The organism is Xanthobacter nonsaccharivorans (genome assembly GCF_043194755.2).
Taxonomy (GTDB): domain Bacteria; phylum Pseudomonadota; class Alphaproteobacteria; order Rhizobiales; family Xanthobacteraceae; genus Xanthobacter; species Xanthobacter autotrophicus_G.
Genome location: NZ_CM195526.1, coordinates 4858305 through 4881371, shown reverse-complemented (window position 1 = coordinate 4881371; position 23067 = coordinate 4858305). Strand labels below are relative to the sequence as shown.

19 protein-coding genes and 2 riboswitches are annotated in these 23067 nt (G+C 69.7%); of the genes, 4 read left to right on the top strand and 15 right to left on the bottom strand.

Annotated features, from left to right (window positions below; genetic code table 11):
- The first annotated feature begins 90 nt into the window (after positions 1 to 90).
- Positions 91 to 1029, top strand: coding sequence for a LysR family transcriptional regulator (locus tag V5F59_RS22305; protein ID WP_393980652.1), 939 nt, complete (start codon positions 91 to 93; stop codon positions 1027 to 1029).
- On the opposite strand, the gene V5F59_RS22300 is transcribed toward V5F59_RS22305, so the two are convergent.
- The 6 genes from V5F59_RS22300 to gcvT form a co-directional block, all read right to left on the bottom strand.
- The gene (locus V5F59_RS22300; RefSeq protein ID WP_393980654.1) at positions 998 to 2878 is read right to left on the bottom strand and encodes an ABC-F family ATP-binding cassette domain-containing protein; all 1881 of its coding nucleotides are present in this window, start codon (positions 2876 to 2878) and stop codon (positions 998 to 1000) included. The two genes, V5F59_RS22305 and V5F59_RS22300, sit on opposite strands and share 32 nt — an antisense overlap.
- A 71-nt stretch (positions 2879 to 2949) precedes the next feature.
- Complete coding sequence (gcvPB, locus tag V5F59_RS22295; RefSeq protein WP_393980656.1) at positions 2950 to 4515, bottom strand: aminomethyl-transferring glycine dehydrogenase subunit GcvPB; 1566 nt, start codon at positions 4513 to 4515, stop codon at positions 2950 to 2952.
- A complete protein-coding gene (gene gcvPA / locus V5F59_RS22290; protein ID WP_393980658.1) occupies positions 4515 to 5855 on the bottom strand; it encodes an aminomethyl-transferring glycine dehydrogenase subunit GcvPA in 1341 nt (446 codons plus the stop codon). The genes gcvPB and gcvPA overlap by 1 nt, the downstream gene beginning before the upstream one ends.
- Positions 5856 to 5873: 18 nt before the next feature.
- Positions 5874 to 6347: an OsmC family protein gene (locus tag V5F59_RS22285; protein ID WP_393980660.1), complete on the bottom strand. Its 474-nt coding sequence runs from the start codon at positions 6345 to 6347 to the stop codon at positions 5874 to 5876.
- A gap of 13 nt (positions 6348 to 6360) precedes the next feature.
- Positions 6361 to 6738, bottom strand: a complete 378-nt coding sequence (gcvH, locus tag V5F59_RS22280) for a glycine cleavage system protein GcvH (RefSeq protein WP_393980662.1) — start codon at positions 6736 to 6738, stop codon at positions 6361 to 6363.
- A 3-nt stretch (positions 6739 to 6741) separates the two neighbouring features.
- The gene (gcvT, locus tag V5F59_RS22275) at positions 6742 to 7887 is read right to left on the bottom strand and encodes a glycine cleavage system aminomethyltransferase GcvT (protein ID WP_393980664.1); all 1146 of its coding nucleotides are present in this window, start codon (positions 7885 to 7887) and stop codon (positions 6742 to 6744) included.
- A 70-nt stretch (positions 7888 to 7957) separates the two neighbouring features.
- A riboswitch (glycine riboswitch) is annotated at positions 7958 to 8073 on the bottom strand.
- A 3-nt stretch (positions 8074 to 8076) separates the two neighbouring features.
- A riboswitch (glycine riboswitch) is annotated at positions 8077 to 8175 on the bottom strand.
- Positions 8176 to 8516: 341 nt separating this feature from the next.
- On the opposite strand from gcvT, the gene V5F59_RS22270 reads away from it, so the two are divergent.
- A complete protein-coding gene (locus tag V5F59_RS22270; RefSeq protein ID WP_393980666.1) occupies positions 8517 to 8699 on the top strand; it encodes a hypothetical protein in 183 nt (60 codons plus the stop codon).
- A complete protein-coding gene (locus V5F59_RS22265) occupies positions 8696 to 9346 on the top strand; it encodes a hypothetical protein (protein WP_393980668.1) in 651 nt (216 codons plus the stop codon). Before V5F59_RS22270 ends, V5F59_RS22265 begins: the two co-directional genes overlap by 4 nt.
- 16 nt (positions 9347 to 9362) lie before the next feature.
- Here the strand turns inward: V5F59_RS22265 and V5F59_RS22260 are convergent, their stop codons facing one another.
- The 9 genes from V5F59_RS22260 to tesB all read right to left on the bottom strand — a co-directional run bounded on the left by V5F59_RS22260 (position 9363) and on the right by tesB (position 21462).
- Entirely contained in the window at positions 9363 to 10202 is an 840-nt protein-coding gene (locus V5F59_RS22260; protein WP_393980670.1) for a hypothetical protein, read from the bottom strand.
- 181 nt (positions 10203 to 10383) lie between these two features.
- Positions 10384 to 11679 (bottom strand): M16 family metallopeptidase, encoded by a 1296-nt coding sequence (locus tag V5F59_RS22255; RefSeq protein ID WP_393980672.1) that lies wholly within the window; start codon positions 11677 to 11679, stop codon positions 10384 to 10386.
- 77 nt (positions 11680 to 11756) lie between these two features.
- Positions 11757 to 13139 (bottom strand): M16 family metallopeptidase, encoded by a 1383-nt coding sequence (locus tag V5F59_RS22250; protein ID WP_393980674.1) that lies wholly within the window; start codon positions 13137 to 13139, stop codon positions 11757 to 11759.
- Positions 13140 to 13260: 121 nt separating this feature from the next.
- Complete coding sequence (locus tag V5F59_RS22245) at positions 13261 to 13995, bottom strand: hypothetical protein (RefSeq protein ID WP_393980676.1); 735 nt, start codon at positions 13993 to 13995, stop codon at positions 13261 to 13263.
- Between the two features lie 14 nt (positions 13996 to 14009).
- Positions 14010 to 14540 carry a signal peptidase II gene (gene lspA / locus V5F59_RS22240; protein ID WP_393980678.1) on the bottom strand — a complete coding sequence of 177 codons (531 nt, stop codon included), beginning with the start codon at positions 14538 to 14540 and terminating at the stop codon, positions 14010 to 14012.
- Between the two features lie 473 nt (positions 14541 to 15013).
- Positions 15014 to 18055, bottom strand: a complete 3042-nt coding sequence (gene ileS, locus V5F59_RS22235; RefSeq protein ID WP_393980680.1) for an isoleucine--tRNA ligase — start codon at positions 18053 to 18055, stop codon at positions 15014 to 15016.
- 351 nt (positions 18056 to 18406) lie between these two features.
- Positions 18407 to 19903: an ammonium transporter gene (locus V5F59_RS22230; protein ID WP_393980682.1), complete on the bottom strand. Its 1497-nt coding sequence runs from the start codon at positions 19901 to 19903 to the stop codon at positions 18407 to 18409.
- Positions 19904 to 19932: 29 nt separating this feature from the next.
- A complete protein-coding gene (locus tag V5F59_RS22225; RefSeq protein WP_203195262.1) occupies positions 19933 to 20271 on the bottom strand; it encodes a P-II family nitrogen regulator in 339 nt (112 codons plus the stop codon).
- A 318-nt stretch (positions 20272 to 20589) separates the two neighbouring features.
- Positions 20590 to 21462, bottom strand: coding sequence for an acyl-CoA thioesterase II (tesB, locus tag V5F59_RS22220; RefSeq protein WP_393980684.1), 873 nt, complete (start codon positions 21460 to 21462; stop codon positions 20590 to 20592).
- A 303-nt stretch (positions 21463 to 21765) separates the two neighbouring features.
- Between tesB and V5F59_RS22215 the strand changes: the two genes are divergently transcribed.
- Positions 21766 to 23058, top strand: a complete 1293-nt coding sequence (locus V5F59_RS22215; protein WP_509211140.1) for a ubiquinone biosynthesis hydroxylase — start codon at positions 21766 to 21768, stop codon at positions 23056 to 23058.
- The last annotated feature ends 9 nt before the right edge of the window (positions 23059 to 23067 follow it).

The following is a 23067-nucleotide window of genomic DNA, read 5'->3' as shown; positions in this document are numbered from 1 at the left end:
GGAGGCCCCGGCGCAGCCACGATGCCGGTGGGGAGACTCGCCGGCATCGGCCCGTCCGGGGCCGTCCGGCGGGCGGGAGCGGAACGGGCGATGACGCTGGAGCAGCTGAGGGTGTTCGTGGCCGTCGCCCGCGCCCTGCACATGACGCGCGCGGCCTCCGACCTCCACATGACCCAGTCGGCGGTGAGCGCCTCAGTGGCGGCGCTGGAGGCCTCCTGCGGGGTGGCGCTGTTCCATCGGGTGGGACGGCGGATCGAGCTGACCGAGGCCGGCCGTGCCTTCGTGCCGGAGGCGGAAGCGGTGCTCGCGCGGGCGGCCGCGGCGGAGACCGTGCTCGCCGATCTCTCGGGGCTGAGACGCGGGCACCTTGTCCTTCAGGCCAGCCAGACCATCGCCAACTACTGGCTTGGACCGCTGCTCAACCGCTTCCACCAGCTCTATCCGGATATCGCCCTGTCGGTCATCATCGGCAACACCACGCAGGTGGCCGCCGCCGTGCGCGAAGGCGAGGCGGACCTCGGCTTCGTGGAAGGCGAGGTGGAGGAGACGCTGCTCGCCAGGACCGCGGTGCCGGGCGACCGGCTGGTGCTGGTGGTGGCGGCCGATCACCCTTTCGCCGCGCGCAGGACCTTGGCAGCCGGAGATCTGCTCGAGCTCACCTTCGTGCTGCGCGAGCCGGGGTCGGGCACGCGGCAGGTGTTCGAGGATGCGCTGCGGGCCTCGGGCCTTGATCCCGCCGGCCTCAAGGTGGCGCTGGAGCTGCCGTCCAACGAGGCGGTCATCAGCGCGGTGGCGGCGGGGGCGGGCGCGACGGTGATCTCCGATCTGGTCGCGGCGGCGGGCCTTGCCACCGGCACGCTGAGGCAGCTGCCCCTGAGCTTTCCGGCCCGGCGCTTCTATGCCCTTCGCCACGCCGACCGCTACCACTCCCGGGCCGCGCAGGCGCTGATGGCCTTGATCCGCGAGCCGGAGGCGGCGCCGGTTCCCGTGGGGCCGGTCAGCCGCCCGCGGCCTCGAGCTCGGCGCTGACGGAGAGCCACTCCTCCTCCGCCGTGACGAGCTTCTCCGCCGCCTCGGCGCGCGTTTTCGCAAAGCGGGCGGCGTCCATGGGCTTCCTGGCGTGGAGGTCCGGGTCGGCGAGCCTGGCGTCGAGGCCCTCGATCTCCTTCGTGAGCTTCTCCACGGCGCTTTCCAGCTCGCGGATGCGCTTCTTGAGGGGACCGGTGGCGATGCGCCGGGGCGCTGCGGGAGCCGCCTCCTTTTTCGTCTCGGCGCGGTCCTTGCGGCCGGCATCGGTCATGCGGTCGCCGTCGGAGCGGGAGAGCACTTCCGTGCGGTACTGGTCGAGGTCGCCCTCATAGGGCTTCACCGTGCCGCCCGAGACGCGCCACAGCCGCTCGGCGCAGGCTTCCAGCAGATGCCTGTCGTGGGAGACGAGGATGACCGCGCCGGGAAAGTCGTTCAGCGCCTCGATGAGGGCGGCGCGCGCCTCGATGTCGAGGTGGTTCGTCGGCTCGTCCAGGATGAGGAGGTGCGGCCCGTGGAAGGTGGCGAGGCCGAGCAGCAGCCGGGCCTTCTCGCCGCCCGAGAGGGCGGACACCTTCGTGTCTCCCGCGCCGCCGGAGAAGCCCATCTCCGCCGCGCGGGCGCGCACGCGGGCCTCCGGTGCGTCGGGCATCAGCCGGCGCACGTGCTGGGCGGGACTGTCGCCGGGCACCAGCTCGTCGATCTGGTGCTGGGCGAGATAGGCCACCTCCAGCTTGTCGGCCTTCACCACATTGCCCGTCTCCGCCTCCAGCCGGCCGGCGAGGAGCTTGGCGAAGGTGGACTTGCCGTTGCCGTTGGGCCCCAGCAGGGCGATGCGGTCGTCCTCGTCGATGCGCAGGTCGATGCCCTTGAGGATGGGCTTGCCCGGCACATAGCCCACCGCCACGCGCTCCATCACCACGATGGGCGGGGAAAGCAGCTTCTCCGGATGGCGGATGGAGATGGCCGCCGCCTCCTCGCTCACCTGGGCCGCCAGCGGCTCCATGCGGGCCAGCGCCTTGAGGCGCGACTGGGCCTGCTTCGCCTTGGTGGCCTTGGCGCGGAAGCGGGCCACGAAGGATTCCATGTGGGCGCGCTGCATCTCCTGCTTCCGCCGGGCCTTCTGGTCCAGCAGCAGCCGTTCGCGGCGCTGCCGGTCGAAGCCCGAGAAGCCACCCTTGTAGAGGGTGAGCTTCTGGCCGGTGAGGTGGAGGATGTGATCCACGCTCTCGTCCAAGAGGTCGCGGTCGTGGCTGATGAGGATCACCGTGCGCGGATAGTGCGCCAGATAGTCCTGCAGCCACAGGGTGCCTTCGAGGTCGAGATAGTTGGTGGGCTCGTCGAGCAGCAGCAGGTCCGGCTCGGTGAAGAGCAGGGCCGCAAGCGCCACGCGCATGCGCCAGCCGCCGGAGAATTCCGAGCAGGGCCGCTTCTGCGCGCTTTCGTCGAAGCCGAGGCCGGCGAGGATGGTGGCGGCCCGCGCCGGCGCCGCATGGGCACCGATGTCGAGGAGGCGCATCTCGATCTCGCCCATGCGCATGGGGTCCTGCGTCGTCTCCCGCTCCTTCAGCAGCGCCGCCCGCTCGGTATCGGCGGAAAGCACGCGCTCGAGGAGGCTGTCGGGGCCCGCGGGAGCCTCCTGCGCCACGCGGCCGATGCGGGTGCGGCTGGGCAGGCGGACGGCGCCGCTCTCCAGCTCCAGCTCGCCCACGATGGCCTTGAACAAGGTGGTCTTGCCCGAGCCGTTGCGGCCGACCACGCCGACCCGCGCATTCTCCGGAATGGCGACCGAGGCATGGTCGATGAGCAGGCGGCCGGCGAGGCGCAGGGAAATATCGTCGAGAACGATCATGCCGGCGCTTTTCGCAACAACTGCGGGGCGGGGCAAGGGGCGGCGCTGCCGTCCCTCGCCGGGCGACGGTGTTATTCCGCCGCGTCGGGGATCGGCTCCGGCTTGGTCCAGCGCAGCACGGGCGTGCGGGCCGCGCGGGTCTCGTCCAGGCGGCGGCGCGGGGCATAATACGGCGCGCCGAGAAAGCGCGCCGTATCCCCCGCCTTCGCCGCCATGGCGAGGTCGCGCAATGCGGCGATGAACAGGTCCAGCGACGCCTTCGACTCGCTCTCGGTGGGCTCGATGAGCATGGCGCCGTGCACCACCAGCGGGAAATAGACCGTCATGGGGTGGTAGCCCTCGTCGATGAGGGCCTTGGCCACGTCCAACGTCGAGATGCCGGTGCCGGCGAGCCAGGCGTCGTCGAACAGGGCCTCGTGCATGGCCGGCCGCTCGGCGAAGGGGGCGCTCATCACATCCATCAGACAGGCGCGGATGTAGTTGGCGGAGAGAACCGCGTCCTCCGAGGCCTGTCGCATGCCGTCGGCGCCGTGGGAGAGCATCCAGGCGAGTGCCCGCACGAACATGCCCATCTGCCCGTGGAAGGCGCTCATGCGGCCGAGGGCTTGCTCCACGCCGGCGGCGCCTTCCTCCTCCACCAGCACCAGCCCGTCCGCGGTGGCCACCAGCGCCGGCACCGGGGCGAAGGGCGCGAGGGCGGCGGAGAGCACCACCGGCCCCGCGCCCGGCCCGCCGCCGCCATGGGGCGTGGAGAAGGTCTTGTGCAGGTTGATGTGCATGGCGTCGACGCCGAGATCGGCGACGCGCACCTTGCCGAGGATGGCGTTGAAATTGGCGCCATCCGAATAGAAATAGGCCCCGGCGCCGTGCACCGCATCGGCGATGGCCACCACGTCCCGCTCGAACAGCCCACAGGTGTTGGGATTGGTGAGCATGAGGGCGGCCACCTCCGGCCCCAGAGCGGCCTTCACCGCCTCCGGGTCCACCGTGCCGTCGGCACGGGCGGGGATGGAGCGCACCTCATAGCCGATGAGGGCGGCGGTGGCGGGGTTGGTGCCGTGGGCGCTCTCAGGCACCAGCACCACATGGCGCTTCTGGCCCTTCGCCGCATGCGCGGCCTTGATGGCCATCATGCCGCACAATTCGCCGTGGGCGCCGGCCTTGGGGCTGAGGGCCACCGCCGCCATGCCGGTGAGCTCCAGCAGATAGCGCGACAGCTCGGCCATGAGATCCAGTGCCCCCTGCACCGTGGATTGGGGCTGGAGGGGATGCACGTCGGCAAAGCCGGGCAGCCGGGCCATCTTCTCGTTGAGGCGCGGGTTGTGCTTCATGGTGCACGACCCCAGCGGAAACAGGCCGCTGTCGATGCCGTAGTTCATGCGTGACAGGCGCACGTAATGGCGCATGGCCTCCGGTTCGGAGAGGCCCGGCAGCTCCAGCGGCGCGGTGCGGGCATGGCCGCCGAGCCGGTCGCGGAACGGGGCGGGCTCGGGAATATCGACGCCGGTCACTTCGGTGCGGCCGACCTCGAACAGCAGGCCCTCCTCCAGGTCCAGCGCACGGTTGCCGGTGAAGGTTGGGGGCGCGGCGCGGGAAGCGATCTGCGGCGTGGTGGCGCCGCGGCCTTCGCGGTTCATCACAGCACCTCCTTCAGGGTTGCGGCAAAAGCGGCGCGGTCGTCCTCGGTGGTCACCTCGGTGGCGGCGACGAGGATCAGGTCGTCGAGTCCGGCCGTCGGCGCGAGGCGGGAATAGGGCACGCCGGCGAGGATGCCCCGCGCCGCCAGCTTCTCCACCAATTCGGTCGCGGAGCCCGGCACGCGGAGGGTGAATTCGTTGAAGAAGGTGTCGTTGAGCACCTCCACCCCCTTCACCGCCGCCAGCCGGTCGGCAAGGTCGCAGGCGCCGGCATGGTTGAGGCGGGCGAGCCGGGTGAGGCCGGTTTTTCCGAGCAGGCTCAAATGGATGGTGAAGGCCAGCGCGCACAGCCCCGAATTTGTGCAGATGTTGGAGGTGGCCTTCTCGCGGCGGATGTGCTGCTCGCGGGTGGAGAGGGTGAGCACGAAGCCGCGGCGGCCTTCCGCGTCCACCGTCTCGCCGGCGAGACGGCCGGGCATCTGCCGCACGAACTTCTGCCGGGTGGCGAACAGGCCCACATAGGGCCCGCCGAAGTTCAGCGCATTGCCGATGGACTGGCCCTCGCCCACCACGATGTCGGCGCCCTGCGCGCCCGGCGGCTCGATGAGGCCCAGGGCCACGGCTTCCGTGAAGACCGCGACCAGCAGGGCGCCCGCCTTGTGCGCGGCCTCGGCTATGGGCTTGAGGTCTATGAGGTTTCCGAACACGTCCGGCGACTGCACCACCACGCAGGAAACCGTCTCGTCGATGGCGGAAAAAAGGTCCTCGCCCCCATGGGGAAAGGGCGGCAGGGACACCACCTCGTCCCCCGCATAACGGGAGATGGTCTCCACCGTCGCGCGATAGTGGGGGTGCAGGTTCCCTGCCAGCAGGGCCTTGCGGCGCCTGGTGATGCGGTGGGCCATCAGCACCGCCTCGGCGGTGGCGGTGGAGCCGTCGTACATGGAGGCGTTGGCCACCTCCATGCCGGTCAATTCCGCGACTTGTGTCTGGAATTCAAAGAGATACTGCAGGGTGCCCTGGGCGATCTCCGGCTGGTAGGGGGTGTAGGAGGTGAGGAATTCCGAGCGCTGGATCAGATGGTCCACGCTTGCCGGCACGTGGTGACGATAGGCCCCCGCGCCGACGAAGAATGGCACCGAGCCCGCCGTCACGTTCCGCGCCGCAAGGCGGGACAGGGCGCGCTCCACCTCCTGCTCGCCCTTGGCGAGAGGCAGGCGCGGCAGCTCGATTTCCCTTTTGTCCTCAGGGATATCGGCAAAAAGCTCGGCGACCGAGGGAACCCCGATGCGCGCCAGCATCTCGGCGCGGTCGTCCGGGGTGAGAGGAAGATAACGCATAGGCTCCGCCTTCTCGTGTCAGGCGATGGTGAAGCGCGGAACGATGACGATCTCCGCGCGCAGCGAATGGGCGACGTAGCATTCCTCGTGCGCCCGATGATGGATGGCCTCCACCTCCTCGGCGGAGGGGAGCTTGTCGCCGGAGAAGACCAAAGCGGGGGCAAGCGTGATCTTCGAGACGAAGAGCTTTCCCTTCTCGTTCGGCGTCATCTCGCCGACCGCGGCATCCTCGTAGGAGTCCACGCGGAAGCCGCCGCGCCGGGCGAAATCGAGGGCGAACAGCATGTGGCAGCTGGCGGCCGCGGCCACCAGCGCCTCCTCCGGGTCCACCGCGTCCTCGCGGGAAAGGGGCACCCGCACGGAGGCCGGCGCCGAGGAGCCGGGCACCTCGATGCCGTCGAATGCCCAGACGTGGCCGCGGGAATAGCGGCCGTCGGTGAAGGCGGCATCGCCCCGCGACCAGCGGATGGTGGCGCGATAATCGTGGCTCACGGCGGCCTCCCGCTCAGGCCAGCGTGTCGAGGAAGGCCTTGTAGTCGGCCTCGCTCATGAGGTTCTCGACCTCCGCCGGATTCGACAGCTTCAGCTTCAGGAACCAGCCCTTGCCCTCCGGGTCCTCGTTGACCAGGCCGGGGGCACCCTCGAGCTCGGTGTTGACCTCGACCACCTCGCCGCTGAGGGGGGCATAGACCTCGCTCGCCGCCTTCACGCTCTCGACCACGGCGGCTTCCTTACCCTTCTCCACCGCCTTGCCGACTTCGGGAAGTTCGACGAATACGACATCGCCGAGCTGGCCCTGGGCATAGTCGGAGATGCCGACCACGGCCACGTCGCCGTCGATGCGCACGTATTCATGGTCCTGCGTGTAGCGCACGGTCGTCATGGATCAGGCCCCCATCTTGGATTTGCGCGCATAGCGCGTCGGCACGAACGGAAGAGCGGTGACGGTGGCAGGCAGTTCCTTGCCGCGCACCAGGATGTCGAGCTTCGTCCCCGGGGTAGCCAGGGCGGGCGGCACGTAGCCCATGGCGATCGGCGCCTGGAGGGTCGGGGCGAAGCCGCCGGACGTGATGCGGCCCACCACCTGCCCCTGATGGGCGATCTCGGCCCCCTCGCGGGCGGGGGCGCGGCCGTCCAGACGCAGGCCCACGCGGACGCGGGCGGGGCCGTCGGCGATCTCGCGCCGGATGCGGTCCGCGCCGGGGAAGCCCCCCTCCTCGCGCCGCCGCTTCTGGATGGACCAGAGGAGCGCCGCCTCCACCGGGGAGGTGGTCAGGTCGATGTCGTGGCCATAGAGGCACAGGCCGGCCTCCAGGCGCAGGCTGTCGCGGGCGCCGAGGCCGATGGGCTTCACCTCCTCCTCCGCCAGCAGCGCCGCCCAGAGGGTGGCGACGTCGTCCGCGGCCACCGAGATCTCGAAGCCGTCCTCGCCGGTATAGCCGGAGCGGGAGACCTCCACCGGCAGGCCGTCGAAGGTGGTGGGAGCGGCGGCCATGAAGTCGAGCGCCACGGCCGCGGGGGCGTGGCGCGCCATCACCTGGGCGGCCTCGGGGCCCTGCAGGGCGACGAGGGCGCGCTCCGGCCGCTCGATCAGCACGACGCCTTCGGGCAGGCCGGCGCGGATATGGGCGAAGTCGCCCGTCTTGCAGGCGGCGTTCACCACCAGGATGAGCGTGCCGTCCGCCTCGGGGGCGAGGGGGCGCGTCACCATGAAGTCGTCGATGATGCCGCCGTCCTGGGCGAGCAACTGGGAATAGCGCTGCCGGCCGGGGGCGAGGTTCACGAAATCCGCCGGCGCGAGGGCTTCGAGCGCCCGCGCGGTGGTGGCGTGGTCGGGCCCCTTCAGCAGGGCCTGGCCCATGTGGGAGACGTCGAACAGGCCCGCGTGGGTGCGCGTCCAGGCATGCTCGGCGAGGATGCCGTCCGGATATTGCACCGGCATGCGATAGCCGGCGAACGGCACGATGCGCGCGCCGAGGGCGGCATGGGTGGAGGTGAGCGGGGTGTCGAGCAGGGGCTCGGTATGGTCCACGAGGGGCTCCCGGAACAGCGCCAATTTCCGGATCCGGCAGGGTTATCCTGCAAGATCCGCGCGGCGCCCCCTCTGTCGCAGGAACCTGAGAGATTTCACCACGCCTCGTGGAAGGGCGCGGCTTACTCCTTCGGTGAGCGCCCGGCGTGCACCATCACGGCACGGCACCGGCGCTGCTTTCCAGAGATTCGTCCCCCTGCGGTCCTTTTGCCTGAGCGGTTCCGGGGCGGTTGCGCCTTCGGCGCCGACGCACCGTTTCCGGCCGCCGGTCTCTCCCGCAGGGATCTTCCGATACGCTTGGACGTGGCCGCCCGAACGCGCGTGCAGCATAGGCGTTCGCGCGGCGTCGTCAATGCGGGCGATAGTGATATTCAATCGAGTGATAGGGATGGGCGCGCATGGGGCATGCCCGGCGCGGGGCGCTGGACCACAGCTTCACATTGTGACGCTACGCTATGAGGTGAATGACCGTTGTAAGTTGCGGACATCGCTGTTTCAGCGTTCCACGACGACTATCCAACAGGCATGTGTGCCATGACAACCTGAAGACGCAGCGCGATGCTTGGCATCTGTCAAAATGACACCAGATGGCGACGTGTGTATGATTCGCGGCTGTACGGAGGCGCGACATGGTCGACGAACAACGCCGGATGGCGATTAAGAAGGCGATTGAGGCGTACACAGCCAAGCACACGGTCAGCAGGAAAGTCGCGCGTGAAACGCTGATCGCGGAAGGCATCTACACCCAGAAGGGAAAGCTGCGCGCCGAGTTCGGTGGCGGCAAGCGCCGCAAGGCTGAAACCGCCGCTTGAGCCGCCTCGCGACCTCCTTCGTCCTTGGCTATCATGGCTGCGATCAGGCGGTCGCGGATGATCTCGTCGTTGGTGGGGCGCACATTACCGACAGCGCAAAGGATATCGATTGGCTGGGCCCCGGCGCCTATTTTTGGGAATCCGATCCCCTACGAGCGTTGGAATGGGCCCATTGGAAGAAGGATCGGGGTGAATACAACAACCCCACCGTGGTGGGCGCGATCATCGATCTGAGGAATTGCCTCGATCTCATTTCGCGAGATGACCTCGAACTGGTTCGGTTTGCGCACCTCAGCTTCGTCGAGATGCAGACGAAGGCGAAGCTGGAAATCCCGAGGAATCTGAGTCCCCGCCGGCAGCCGGATGAGGATCGCGTTCTTCGCTATCTCGACTGCGCCGTCATCAGGCATCTGCACGAGATGCTCAGGGACGAAGATGTCCGTGAGGCTTTGCAGCGCGAGCCCTTCGATACCGTCCGCGGCATGTTCACCGAAGGTGGTCCCCTCTATGAGGGGGCGGGCTTCGCGGCGAAGAGCCATGTGCAGATCGCGGTGCGCAACCCGTCCTGCATCCTCGGCTTCTTTTGGCCGAGGCCCTATCCGCAATTGAATGCGTCTGTCTTTCCAGGCGGCACGGAAGCAAGCTGAGGGGCCGTCCGCCCCCTCACTGCGCCGGGGGCGGGCCGAAGACTTCCGGGGTGCTGCTGTCCGCCGGCGCGCCGCCGCCGGAGGAGGCCGGCTTGCGGGGCTTGGGCTTGGCGGCGGGCTTGGGCTTCTCGCGGCTTTCGGTGCCCTGCGGGTCGAAGCCCACATAGATCACGAAGCGTTCCATCTCCGCCGGCTTCAGCAGCGGGAAGGAGATCTGGTCCTCCACCGCGGTGAAGGCGGCATGGCCGGGGTCGGCCGGCACGTTCACCTGCACGAAGAAGAATTTGGTGGTGACCGTCCTGGGGGTGGGGCCCTCCTGCACCACGGCGACGCGGATCGGCACCTTCACCGCGCCCGGCGTGCCCTTCTCGCCGGTGAGCACGCGGCCTTCGATGCCCACCTTCACGAACATGGTGCCGCCGGAGATGGAGCATTCGCGGGCGAGGCGGCCGATGGTGCCTTGATAACGCAGGGTGCCACCGGGCTTGTCGGTCACCTGCCAGCTGCCGGCGCCGGTGCGCACGGTGACGGGCGGGCAATCGTAGGTGACGGCCTCCGGCCCCGCGCCCACGGTGAGCGCGCCGGTGGTGGCGCTGTTCACCACGCCGGCCGAGGTGGTGCCGGGCCGGGAGGCGACGCCGGTGTCCTGGGCGCCGAAGGCGCCGTCGAGATTCTCACCGCTGGCACAGCCCGCGAGGCCGAGCGCCAGGGCGGCGGAGAGGAAGAGCGCGCGGGACCGGGAGGCGGCGGGAACGTGCGGCAGGGACGTGCGCAGCATGGGCGCGCGACTGTTCAAGCCTTCGCTCCGGGCGGCCTCGCGGCAGCGCTGCGCGAAGCCGTCATCTGCATGAGCCATGTCGCTCGACTCCCGTCTTCTGTTTCGGTCTCCCGATGCCGCTCGCCACCCCCGGCAGGGAGCCTTATACCAAAGCGAATGCGCCACGCGGAACCATCCGCCGTTCCGGCCCGGAGCCGGGACGGTGGATTTCGCATGGCATGGTTACCCGCCGCGCCGGCGGCCGGCGGGGATCCCAGGCTCAGCCGCCCGAGAGGCCCTGCGGCTTGCCCACCACCACCGTCAGCGCATCCTTCGCGGTGGCGAGGCGCCCGGCCACGCGCTTCAGGTCGTCCAGCGTCACCGCATCGACGAGGGCGTTGCGCTTGTCGATATAGTCGATGCCGAGCTGGTCCAGCTGGATCTGCAGGAGCTGGCCCGCCACCTTGGAGGAGGTGTCGAAGCGCAGGGCGTAGCTGCCGGTGAGGTAGCTCTTGGCCTCGTCCAGCTCGGTCTGGGAGGGGCCGTCCTTCAGGATCTTGCGGAATTCGTCGGTGATGATGGCGATGGATTCGCCCGCCCGCTCGTTCTTGGTGGCGGTGCCGGCGAACCACAGGCCGGTGTGGGCAAGGGCCACCTGGTAGGAATAGACCGAATAGGCGAGGCCCCGCGCCTCGCGCACTTCCTTGAACAGGCGCGAGGAGAAGGCGCTGCCGCCGAGGATGTGGTTGAGCACGTAGGCGGGCATGAAGTCCGGATCGCGCCGCTCCAGGCCGCCGGTGCCCATCACCACCACCGACTGGGGCACGTCGAGGGCGATGACGTCCACCGTGCCGATCTTCTGCGGCTCCACATGGGCCACCGGAACGAGGGTCGCCGTGGCCGGCAGGGCGCCGAAGACGGCGTCGAGCCGCTGGCCCAGCTCCTCGGCGCTGATGTCGCCCACCACCGCCACCCGCAGGTTGGAGCGGGCGAGGGTCTTCTTCGCGAAGCCGGCGATGTCGTCGCGGGTGATGCGCGCCATGCTCTCCAGCGTGCCGTCCGCCGGCCGGCCATAGGGATGATCGGGGAAGGCGAGGGCGAACCAGCGGTCGTTGGCCATGGAGCTGGGATCGGTGGAGCGGCGGCGCAGCATGGCCATGTGGGCGGCGCGGATGCGCTCCACCGCCTCGGGGTCGAAGCGCGGCTCGGCCACCGCGAGGCGCAGCAGCTCGAACGCCTTGTCCTTGTTCTCGGACAGGGTGCGCAGGGAACCGCGCACGTCGTCGCGCCCGGCGTCGAAGTGCAGCTCCACCGCATGGTCGGCCAGGGTGCTCTGGAACTGGGCGGCATCGAGCGGGCCGGCGCCCTCGTCCAGCAGGGAGGCGGTGAAATTGGCAAGGCCCGCCAGCTCCGCCCCGTCCTGCGAGGCGCCGCCAAGGAAGGCGAACTCCACGGCGATGAGGGGAAGGGTGGTGTCGTGCACCAGCCATGCCTTGATGCCGCCGGGGCTCGTCACCTCGGTGATGCGGCTGGACTGGGACTGCGCCGCGGTATTGGAAATGAGGGAGAGGGCCATGAAAACCATCGCAATCAGGAAACGGCCGGCGCCGGACGGGCGGCCGGCCCCAGGAGCGGACACCGGGAGGAAAGCCCTCACGAGCGGTCGTCCTTCTTCGGCGCGTCCCTGGCCGGGTCCTTGGGCGCCTCGGCCTGCTTCAGGTGGCCGGTGACGGCGCGCTCGGGCTTCAGGTAGCGGCGGGCCGCCTGCTTCACCTCATCGGCGGTCACCGCCTTCACCCGGTCGGGCCAGGCGCGCACGTCGTCGGCGGACATGCCGGTGGCCCAGGCCGCGCCATAGATGCGGGCCAGCGTCGCCTGGTTGTCCTGGGAATAGATGGCGTCGGCGGTGAGGCGGGTCTTGGCACGGCTGAGCTCCAGCTCGTCCACCCCCTTCTCCTGCAGCTCGGCGATGACGGCATCCACCGCCGCCTCCAGCTCCTCCAGGCTCACCCCGGGGCGGGGCGAGGCATAGGCGACGAAGCGCGTGGCGTCGTAGGCCGTGCTCTGATACCAGGCGCCGGCGCCGGCCGCGAGGCCCTTCTCCGCCACCAGGGCGCGATACAGCCGGCCGGTCTGCCCGCCGCCGAGGATGTGGGAGAGCACCTCCAGCGCCTCGGATTCGCCGGGCTCGGCGGTGCGGGTGGAGGGCACGAGGTAGCCCCGCTGCAGGCTCGGCTGGGCCACCCGCGGATCGGCCAGCGCCACGCGGCGGTGGGCGCGGGGCTCGGGCTCCTGCGGGCGGGCGCGGGGCGGCGTGTCGGCGCGGGCCACCTTGCCGTAGGTCTTTTCCGCCAGCACCTTCACCTCGGTGGGGTCCACGTCGCCGGCCACCACCAGCAGCGCGTTGTTGGGCGCGTAGAAGCGGCGGTAGAAGGCGAGGGCGTCCTCCCGGTTGAGATGCTTGATCTCATGCTCCCAGCCGATGATGGGGTGCTGGTAGGGGTGGTTGACGTAAGTGGTGGCCTGCAGCACCTCGGAGAGGCGGGCGCCGGGATCGTTGTCCGTGCGCATCCGGCGCTCCTCCAGCACCACGTCGCGCTCGGGCAGCACCACCTCGTCGGAGAGCTTCAGCCCGGTCATGCGGTCGGCCTCGAAGCCCATCACGGTTCCGAGGTGCTCCTTGGCGACGCGCTGGAAATAGGCGGTGTAGTCCTGCGAGGTGAAGGCGTTCTCCTGGCCGCCGAGGCGCGCCACCTCGGCCGAGAACTGGCCCTGCGGGTGGGCCTCGGTGCCCTTGAACATCAGATGCTCGAGGAAATGGGCGATGCCGGACTTGCCCGGCTGCTCGTCGGCCGATCCCACCTTGTACCACACCATGTGGGTGACCACCGGGGTGCGGTGGTCGGGGATGACCATGACCTGAAGGCCGTTGGGAAGGGAGAACTGGGAGACCTCGGGGCCCGCCGCGTCGGCGATGCGGGGGGAGGCGGCGGCCGCTCCGGCGGCGAGAATGGCGATCATGGCAAGGCGGCTCATATGCACGAGGCAATCTTCCGGCATTCGACGCGCCGAACGGCACGCGCGTCAAGGAAAGATAGGCAGCGCCGCCGCGCGGAAAAGGGGCCGCCGGACCAAAGAGCGCCGGCGCGCCGGCCTGTCACTCCCTGTCGAACAGGGTCGGGAACTTGAAGGTTTCCTTCTTCGGCTCCACGACGCCATAGGGCGCGTTGGGCGCCGGGGTCTGGTAGCCGGACGGCGGCTGGATGAGGTTTTCCCGCTCCGGCTCGCCGTTGAAGGTCATCTTCTCCTGCTTGCCGGTCAGGCCGCTCCAGAAGCTGTTGTTGGAGGGCCCGAGCTGGTCGGCCGGGAGCACGTCGCGCTGGGAGCCCGCGCCCACGGGCTCGGTGGGCGCCTGGGAGGAATTGCCCACATACTTGCGCTTGCCGCCCTTCAGCTCGGAGGGCAGCAGCGGCCGGCCGGGATCGTCGCGGACGATCGGCTTCTTGGCGTCTTCCGCCTCGCGCTTGCGGCGGGCGATGTCGGGATCCTTCGGCCAGTTGGGGTTGGCGTCGGCGGCGCTGGCCTGGGGGGCGGGGAGCGCATCGGGGACCTTGGGCGGCACCACGAGGGGCGCGCGCTCGCGATAGTCGATGTCCGGCTTCGCTTCCTCGTCCTTCAGGCCGAACAGCTGCATGGCCGATTCCATGAGGTCGCCGCCGCCCGAGAAGGACTGCGCCGCGGCAGCCGACGGCAGCACCGCCGCCGCGAGGCCGAAGGCGACGAGGCCGGCGCACGCGGTGCGGGCGCTGAGGGGCCGGCGGAAGGAGCTGACGCGCCCCGCGGCTGCGGGCGTCGGCAGCGGGCTCTCGCGCGACAGGTCGTTCATGGGCATGGGGGCTCCCCCTCTCAAGGCTCGCGCTCCGGTTCCGATTTCGGCGCCATTGGCGTGACCGAGGGCGGCAATTTTGAGGCACGCCCGAAAAACGCATCGTAAAGAAGCAGGCCAACGCCCACAACCACCGCCACGTCGGCGATGTTGAACACATACCAGCGATAGCCGAAGGCGTGCAGGGAAACGAAGTCGAACACAGCGCCGTAGACCACCCGGTCCACCGCATTGCCGATGGCGCCGCCGATGAGCAGGCCCAGCGCCACCGCCTCCAGACGGCCGCGCGAGCGGGTCAGCCAGACCGAGAAGAGCAGGGCCGCCGCCACCTTGATGGCCACCAGCACCCAGCGCCCCGTCTCCCCCTGCGGAAACAGGCCGTAGCTGATGCCGCTGTTCCACAGGGCGACGAAATCGAGGAAGGGCGCGACCGGGTTGAGCTGCTCCGTCCAGCTGCGCGACCATTCGAGGACGAGGCGCTTCGACACCTGGTCCGCCGCGAGGGCGAGGAGCGCCACCAGGAGGCCGAGGGGGATGTGACGTCGCTGCAAGGGGCCTCTCACGGCTGACCGGACGCGGATGGCCCGGTCATAGAGGACGGCGCGACCGCCGGCAACGCCGCCGCATTCCCCGGCCGTGGGGGCGCAGCGTCAGGCCCCGGACGCGCCCCGGGGCCATCATGACCCCGCGTGCCTTCAGCGTTGGCGAGGAGGCTCATATCCAGCCGTCATCCCCCGGGGTGTCCGGGGGGGCTCTGCGGCCCGGCTGGGGTTCACTCGGCACTTCGCAAAGCGAGCGGGCGGGTGGATGCCCCGGACACGCCGGGGCATGACGGCACGAGCCATGACAAGGATTTATGCCATCACCCCCGGTGTGCGGTGTGCGCCGAGTCCCTCAGGTGCCCGTCGCTTGGGTGCCGCGAGGGCTTGCCCCAAGGCCCGGCTCGACCGAAGGCCCGGAAGGCGTTCCACGGGCCTTTGGTCTTGCAAGCGGCCGGTGCCGGGTCCTTTTGCCCGGCCGGGCCTCACGCCGCCGCGGCGCGGGCGGCGAGCTCGCGCAGGGCCGCCGCGTCGCGCGGGGTCACGTCCGGATAGTCCGGATCGGTCCCCACCTCCGGCGAGATCTTCCACGAGCGGGCGCACTTCCGGCCTTCGGCGCGGGCCGGCACCACGGCCACCCCCGGCACCTCGGCGAGGCGGAAGGCCTCCGCCGGCCCCTCGTCGCGGATGAGTTTCGCGTCGGAGGTGATGGAGATTTCCGCGAGGTCGAGCCCGTCCAGCGCGTCGGCCAGCGCCGGGTCGGCCACATGGACCTCCGGCGCCGCCTCCAGGGAGGAGCCCATGCGCTTGGCGGAACGCTCCACCTCCAGCGCCCCCAGCACCACGCGGCGGATCAGCCGCACCTGGCGCCACTGCTCGGCCAGCGCCTCGTCGCGCCATTCCGCCGGCGTGTCGGGGAAGGCGAGGAGGTGCACGGAGCCTTCCTCATCCCCGGTGCGGGCGATGTAGGCCTCCTCGCAGGTGAAGGCGAGGATGGGCGCGAGCCAGGTGACGAGGCGGTTGAACACCTCGTCCAGCACGGTGAGGCAGGCGCGCCGCGTCACCGAGGAGATGGGATCGCAATAGAGCGCGTCCTTGCGCACGTCGAAATAGAAGGCGGAAAGCTCGATGTTCATGAACTGGGTGAGCGCCGCGTGCACCTTCTTGGTGTCGAAGGCGCGATACGCGGCCCGGATCTCTCCGTCCAGCTCGGCGAGGCGGTGGAGGATGAAGCGCTCCAGGGACGGCATGTCCGCGAAGGCGACGCGCTCCTCGGGCCGGTAGTGGTGCAGCGAGCCCAGCAGCCAGCGGAGGGTGTTGCGCAGCTTGCGGTAGGTGTCGGCCGTGGTCTTCAGGATCTCCGGGCCGATGCGCAAATCGTCCGCATAGTCGGAGGCGCACACCCACAGGCGCAGGATGTCGGCGCCCGACTGCTTGATCACGTCCTGCGGGGAGGTGACGTTGCCCAGCGACTTGGACATCTTGCGCCCGTCCTCGTCGAGGACGAAGCCGTGGGTCAGCACCACGTCGAAGGGCGGCCGGCCGCGGGTGCCGCAGCTCTCCAGCAGGGAGGAATGGAACCAGCCGCGGTGCTGGTCCGAGCCCTCCAGATACATCACCTTGTCCTGGCCCTGGGGCGGGCGCACGACCTTGAGGTCGGGCCGCACCTCCAGCGTGAAGGTGTGGGTGGAGCCCGAGTCGAACCAAACGTCCAGCACGTCGTCCACCTTCACCCAGCCCTCGGCGGCGCGCGCGCCCAGGAAGCGGGTGGCGGCGCCGTCCTTGAACCAGGCGTCGGCGCCCTCGGCGGCGAAGGCGTCGGCGATGCGGGCGTTCACGTCCGGATCCTTGAGGATCTCGACGGTGCCGTCCCCCACCTCCTTCACGAACACGGCGATGGGCACGCCCCAGGCGCGCTGGCGCGAGACCACCCAGTCGGGCCGGTTCTCGATCATGCCGGTGATGCGGTTCTCGCCCGCCGCCGGCACCCATTCCACGGTCCTGATGCCGGCAAGCGCGCGGGCGCGCAGGGTGTCCGGCTCGTTGCCGGCGAGGGTCGCCGGACGCGGCGCCGCCTTGCCGTCCGCCGCGCGGATGTCCTGGTCCATGGCGATGAACCATTGCGGCGTGTTGCGGAAGATGACCGGCTTCTTGGAGCGCCAGGAGTGCGGATACTGGTGCTTCACCCGCCCGCGGGCGAGCAGCTTGCCCTGCGCGATGAGGGCATCGATGACGGCCTGGTTGGCATCGCCCTTCTCGCCCTTCTCGGTGATGACGCGCCGGCCCTCGAAGCCGGGCGCCTGCGCGGTGTAGAACGAGTCCGCGTCCACCGGGTAGGGGATCGCCGGGCTGATGCCGCGCTCCTCCAGCCAGCGGCGGTTGTGGGTCCAGATCTCGAAATCCTCGCGGCCATGGCTGGGCGCGGTGTGCACGAAGCCGGTGCCGGCATCGTCGGTCACGTGGTCGCCGTCCAGGAGCGGGACGGGGAAGGTGTAGCCGAGGGGAGCGAGGGGGTGGGCGCAGATGGTGATGGCGAGGTCGTCGGCAGGGACGTCGCGCAGCCGCTTGAAGCTCGTGACGCGCGCCTGCTTGAACACGTCTTCCGCCAGCTTGTCGGCGAGGATGAGCGTGTCGCCGGCCTTGGCCCAATTATCGGCGGGAGCGTCCGTGACCTCATAGAGGCCATAGGCGATCTTCGACGAATAGGAGATCGCCCGGTTGCCGGGCAGCGTCCAGGGTGTGGTCGTCCAGATGACGACGCAGGCATGCATCAGATCCGCGACCGCCTCAGAGGTCTCGGCTCCCGCCCGTTGCACCGGAAACTTCACCCACACCGTATCGCTGGTGAAGTCCTGGTACTCCACCTCGGCCTCGGCCAGCGCGGTCTTCTCCACCACCGACCACATCACCGGCTTCGAGCCGCGGTAGAGCAGGCCGTTCTCCGCGAACTTCATGATCTCGCGGGCGATGTGCGCCTCGGCCGTGAACGCCATGGTGGAATAGGGGTGGTCCCAGTCGGCCTCGACGCCGAGGCGCTTGAACTCCTTGCGCTGCTCGTTCAGCCAGTGCTCGGCATAGGCGCGGCATTCCTGCCGGAAGGCGACCATGGCGGCGGCGTCCGAGAAGTCGGGCTTGGCCTTGCCCTTCTTGCGGTAGTGCTCCTCCTCGATCTTCCATTCGATGGGGAGGCCGTGGCAGTCCCAGCCGGGCACATAGTTGGAATCGTAGCCCAGCATCTGCTGGGAGCGCGTCACCACGTCCTTCAGGATCTTGTTGAGCGCATGGCCGATGTGGATGTTGCCGTTGGCATAGGGCGGGCCGTCGTGCAGCACGAAGCGGTCGCGGCCCCGCCCCGTCTCGCGCAGGCGCTCATAAAGCTTGAGGCGCGCCCAGCGCTCCAGCAGCTCCGGCTCCTTCTGGGGCAGGCCGCCACGCATGGGGAACTGGGTCTGCGGCAGGAACAGGGTCTTGGAATAATCCGGGGCGGACGCTTCGGCGGACGGCTTTGTCTCGGGCTTCTCGGTCATGGAACGCTCGGGGGATAAAGGCAGGATCGGGCGGAAAAATCCCGGCAGCCCCCGCGCGCTCAGCTGCGCCGGCGGGGGGCCGGGCCGATAATTCGCGCCGCGAGGGGGCGGGCGCGGCGGGGCAGGGACCCGCGAAACTGAGGAAATCCGCTCATGGAGCGGCTTCTAGCAGGCGCGGGGAGCCGGGAAAAGCCCGCAGATCGGCGCACCGCCGGGCCGCCGGGGCCCGCCCATGGAAGATGCGGGGCGGGGCGCAGATACAAAAAGGCCCCGGCACCGAGGTGCCGGGGCTCTTCTTGGTTCCCCTCTTTTAAGGAACCACGGGGCGGCGGCGAGGCCGCCCCGCCAGGATCACGAGTGGTAGGCGCGCTCGCCGTGCTCGTTGATGTCGAGACCCTCGCGCTCCACGTCGGTGGAGGGACGCAGGCCGACGATGACCGAGATGATGAACAGGATCACCGCGGTGCCGACGCCGGACCACACGACGGTGACGCCCACCGCCTTGATCTGGGCGATGACCTGGGTGGCCATGTCGTAATCGGCGACCTTGCCGGTGGTGTAGTCGAAGATGCCCGTGCCGCCGAGGGCGGGGCTGACCAAGATGCCGGTGGCGATGGCGCCGACGATGCCGCCGATGCCATGCACGCCGAACACGTCGAGCGCGTCGTCATAGCCGAGCGCGTTCTTGATGGCGGTGCAGAAGAAGAAGCAGATCGGGGAGACGATCAGGCCCAGCACCAGCGAGCCCATGATGCCGGCGAAGCCCGACGGCGGCGTGACGGCGACGAGGCCGGCGACGATGCCCGAGGCGAGGCCCAGCATGGAGGGCTTACCCTTCACCAGCCATTCCACGAACATCCAGGAGATGGCGGCGGCGCAGGTGGCGATGAAGGTGTTCATCATGGCGAGGGCGGTCACAGCGTTGGCTTCGAGGTTCGAGCCAGCGTTGAAGCCGAACCAGCCGACCCACAGGAGGGAGGCGCCGACCATGGTGAGGGTGAGGGAGTGGGGGGAGAGCGCTTCCTTGCCGTAGCCGAGGCGCTTGCCCACCATGATGCAGGCCACGAGGCCGGCGATGCCGGCGTTGATGTGCACCACGGTGCCGCCCGCGAAGTCGATGGCGCCGAGGGAGAAGATGTAGCCGGCGTCGGCGAGGACCGCGTCGAGGGCGGTCTGGGCGGCGGTCTTGGCGGTGCCGTCAGCGGCGGCGGCAAGCGCCTTGGCGGCGGCGTCGATGGCGTCCGGGCCGGCCCAGTACCAGACCATGTGGGCGATCGGGAAGTACACGAAGGTCACCCAGAGCGGCACGAACAGCACCACGGCGATGAACTTGGTGCGCTCCGCGAACGCGCCGAAGATGAGCGCCGGCGTGATCATCGCGAAGGTCATCTGGAACGCGATGTACACGAACTCCGGAATGGCGACGCCCACCGAGAAGGTGGCCGCCAGCGAATCGCCGGTCACGCCCGAGAGGAACGCCTTGGAGAAGCCGCCGACGAAGGGCGAGCCGCCGGTGAAGGCGAGGGAGTAGCCGTACAGCACCCAGATGAGGCCGACGGCGCACACGCAGTAGGCGACCTGCATGAGCACGGAGAGCATGTTCTTGGCACGCACGAGGCCGCCGTAGAACAGGAACAGGCCCGGCACCGACATCATCAGCACGAGCAGGGAGGACGTGAGCATCCACGCCACGTCGCCCTTGTTCACGGTGGGGGCGGCGGCGGCCGCGGCGGCAGTGGTGGTGGCGTCGGCGGCGGGGGCAGCCGTCTGCGCCAGCGCCGGCACGGCGAATGCCGTCGCCAGGAGTAGCGCGGGAAGCCCCACGCGGGACCACGTCTTGGACGTCATGGATGAAAGCTCCGTCGAATGAGGATGGCTCAAAGGGCGTCGGCGTCGGTCTCGCCGGTGCGGATGCGCACGGCGTGATCGATCGGGAAAACGAAGATCTTGCCGTCGCCGATCTGCCCGGTCTTCGCGGAAGCGGTGATCGCCTCCACCACCTTGGCGACCTGGTCGGCGGCCACGGCGACCTCGATCTTGAGCTTCGGCAGGAAGCTCACGGCATATTCGGCGCCGCGGTAGATTTCGGTGTGGCCCTTCTGCCGCCCATATCCCTTCACCTCGGTCACGGTCAGACCGTGGACACCGATACCGGTGAGGGCGTCGCGCACCTCCTCCAGCTTGAATGGCTTGATGATGGCCATGACGATCTTCATGGATCGGTCCCTGTCCCCTGATGCCGCTGCCGCCCGGAACGGGCTTCACGCGGTGTTTTCTCGCGGCGGCTTCGCCGAGCGGGTCGGGGAGATCCGCGCCGCGGCTGGCAAGCCTGCCTGGAGGGGAATCAAGTACCGTGCCAAGACTTCGCACATGCGAGAGTCTGGTGCTTATTTTTACGCCATGCGGCGTGCGACCCGGGCTTTGCCCCCAGGTCGCCGCTTTTCGTGCCTAAAAAATAATCTCTCCGCCCATTCGCCAGCCATAACCATGGGGAATGGATGCGGGAGCTGGTGGCCGGGTGCGGAACCGCGGCCTCAGCGCGGCTCCACCTGCCGCATCAGGCCTTCTTGCGCCGCGGAAGCGACCAGCACGCCGTCCTGCGTGTAGAGCTCGCCGCGGCAGAAGCCGCGCGCCCCGAAGGCGGCAGGGCTTTCCTGCGTGTAAAGCAGCCATTCGTCGGCCCGGAACGACCGGTGGAACCACAGCGCGTGGTCGAGGCTCGCCACCTGCAGGTCGCGGTCGAACACCGATCGGCCGTGGGGCAGCAGCGCGGCCTGGAGCAGCGACAGGTCCGACGCATAGGCAAGAACCGCCTGATGCGTAGGCAGATCGTCCGGCAGGCGGCCGCGGGCGCGCACCCACATGCTGGGCCGGGCGCCGGGCGCGCCGAGATAGGCGGGGTCGAGGGTCGTGGGCTTCACCTCCAGCGGGCGCAGGGCCATCCAGTCGCGCTTGGCGGCGCCGGGGAAGCGGGCGAGCAGGCGTTCGCGCCAGGCGGTGTCGTCGGGCAGGTCCTCCGGCTTCGGCACGTCGGGCATGACGCCCTGGTGGGCCAGGCCCCCCTCATCCACCTGGAACGACACGGACATGCTGAAGATGGCCTTGCCGTGCTGGATGGCCACCACCCGCCGGGTGGTGAAGGAGCGGCCGTCGCGGATGCGGTCCACGTCGAAGATGATGGGCACGCGCGGGTCGCCGCCCAGCAGGAAATAGCCGTGCAGCGAGTGGGTCACGCGGTCGGCGTCCACGGTGCGGCGCGCCGCCACCAGGGCCTGCGCCACCACCTGCCCGCCGAACACGCGCCCGCCGTCGGGGGTCAGGGTGCGACCGCGGAACAGGTTGATCTCCAAAGGTTCGAGATCGAGGATGCCAAGAAGGGTGTTCACGTCGGACGATGATCCGGTCATGCGGCGTTGCTCGCGGAACGCCGTCGCGCGCGGCGCGCTCGGGCGGAAGGGGGATGGGTCGAACACGCCACGGTGCCGCCGCAAAGGTCAACCCCCTTTACGGTAGTGCCCTCTCCTATAGGACGATGGGGCGTGCCCCCGCCCATCGGCTCCGGGTCGTGCTACGTAGAAGGCGCTGCGGGCCGATTCCGCAACGTGATCAAGGCCGGGCGCCTCGCGGCGCCCACATGGCGAGGCTCCCGCCGCTGCGGCATGGGACGCCTCCGAGGGTGCAAGGGGTGTAACGTCATGGGAGTCGGGTCCATGGAAGGTCATGTCATGGCCACGCTCGATGCCACCAGGCCGGAGGCCGGCGCCGGCTTTGCCGCCGCGGCGGCTGCCGAGCGCGCGGATGTCGCCATCGTCGGCGGCGGCCTCGCCGGCCTCAGCCTCGCCCTCGCGCTCCGCCAGGGGCTCGGGCCGGACGCCGACATCGTCCTGTACGACCCGGCGCTGGCGAAGGACTTCATCGACGACGGCCGGGCCTCGGCCATCGCCGCCGGCGCGCGGCGCCTGCTCACCACCATCGGCGCCTGGGAGCGCATCAGCCGCGAGGCCGAGCCCATCCGCTCCATGGTCATCACCGACAGCCGCACCAAGGACGTGGCGCGGCCCACCTTCCTCACCTTCGACGGCGACGTGGAGCCCGGCGAGGCCTTTGCCCACATGGTGCCCAACGCCGCCCTCCAGCAGGCGCTGATCGACACGGCGCGGGAGGCGGGCATCGACCTGCGGGCTGCGGCGGTGGACAGCTTCGAGGCCGATCGCGGCGGCGTGACCCTCGCCTCCGGGACGGGCAGGCCGCTCCGGACGCAGCTCCTCGTCGCCTGCGACGGGGCGCGCTCGCGCATCCGCTCCATGGCCGGCATCGGCAACGTGGCCTGGGGCTATGGGCAGAGCGGCATCACCTTCGTGGCCGAGCACGAGCGCCCGCACGAGGGCCGGGCGGAGGAGCATTTCCTGCCCGCCGGCCCGTTTGCCACCCTGCCGTTGCCGGGCAACCGCTGCTGCGTGGTGTGGACCGAGCGGACGGCGGATGCCGAGCGACTCCTCGCGCTGCCTTCCGTGGTGTTCCAGGAGGAGCTGGAGCAGCGCTTCGGCCATCGCTACGGCTGGGTGAAGGTGGCGACGCAGCCGAAGGCCTATCCGCTGGGCTTCGCCATGGCCCGCTCCTTCATCGGCGATCGCCTGGCGCTGGTGGGCGATGCCGCCCACCTCATCCACCCCATCGCCGGGCAGGGGCTGAACATGGGCCTGCGCGACGTGGCGGCGCTGGCCGAATGCGTGACCGACGCAGCGCGGGTGGGCCTCGACTTCGCCTCGCCCACGGTGCTGGAGCGCTACCAGCGCTGGCGGCGGTTCGACACCCTGGCCATGGGAGTGGCGACGGACGGGCTCAACCGCCTGTTCTCCAACCATTCGGATGCGTTGAGGGCGATCCGCGACGTCGGCCTCGGCCTCGTGGACCGGCTGCCGCGCCTCAAGGGCCTGTTCATCCGCGATGCCGCCGGCCTCACCGGTGCCGTGCCCAAGCTGATGCGCGGCGAGGCGCTTTGAGGGCGCGGC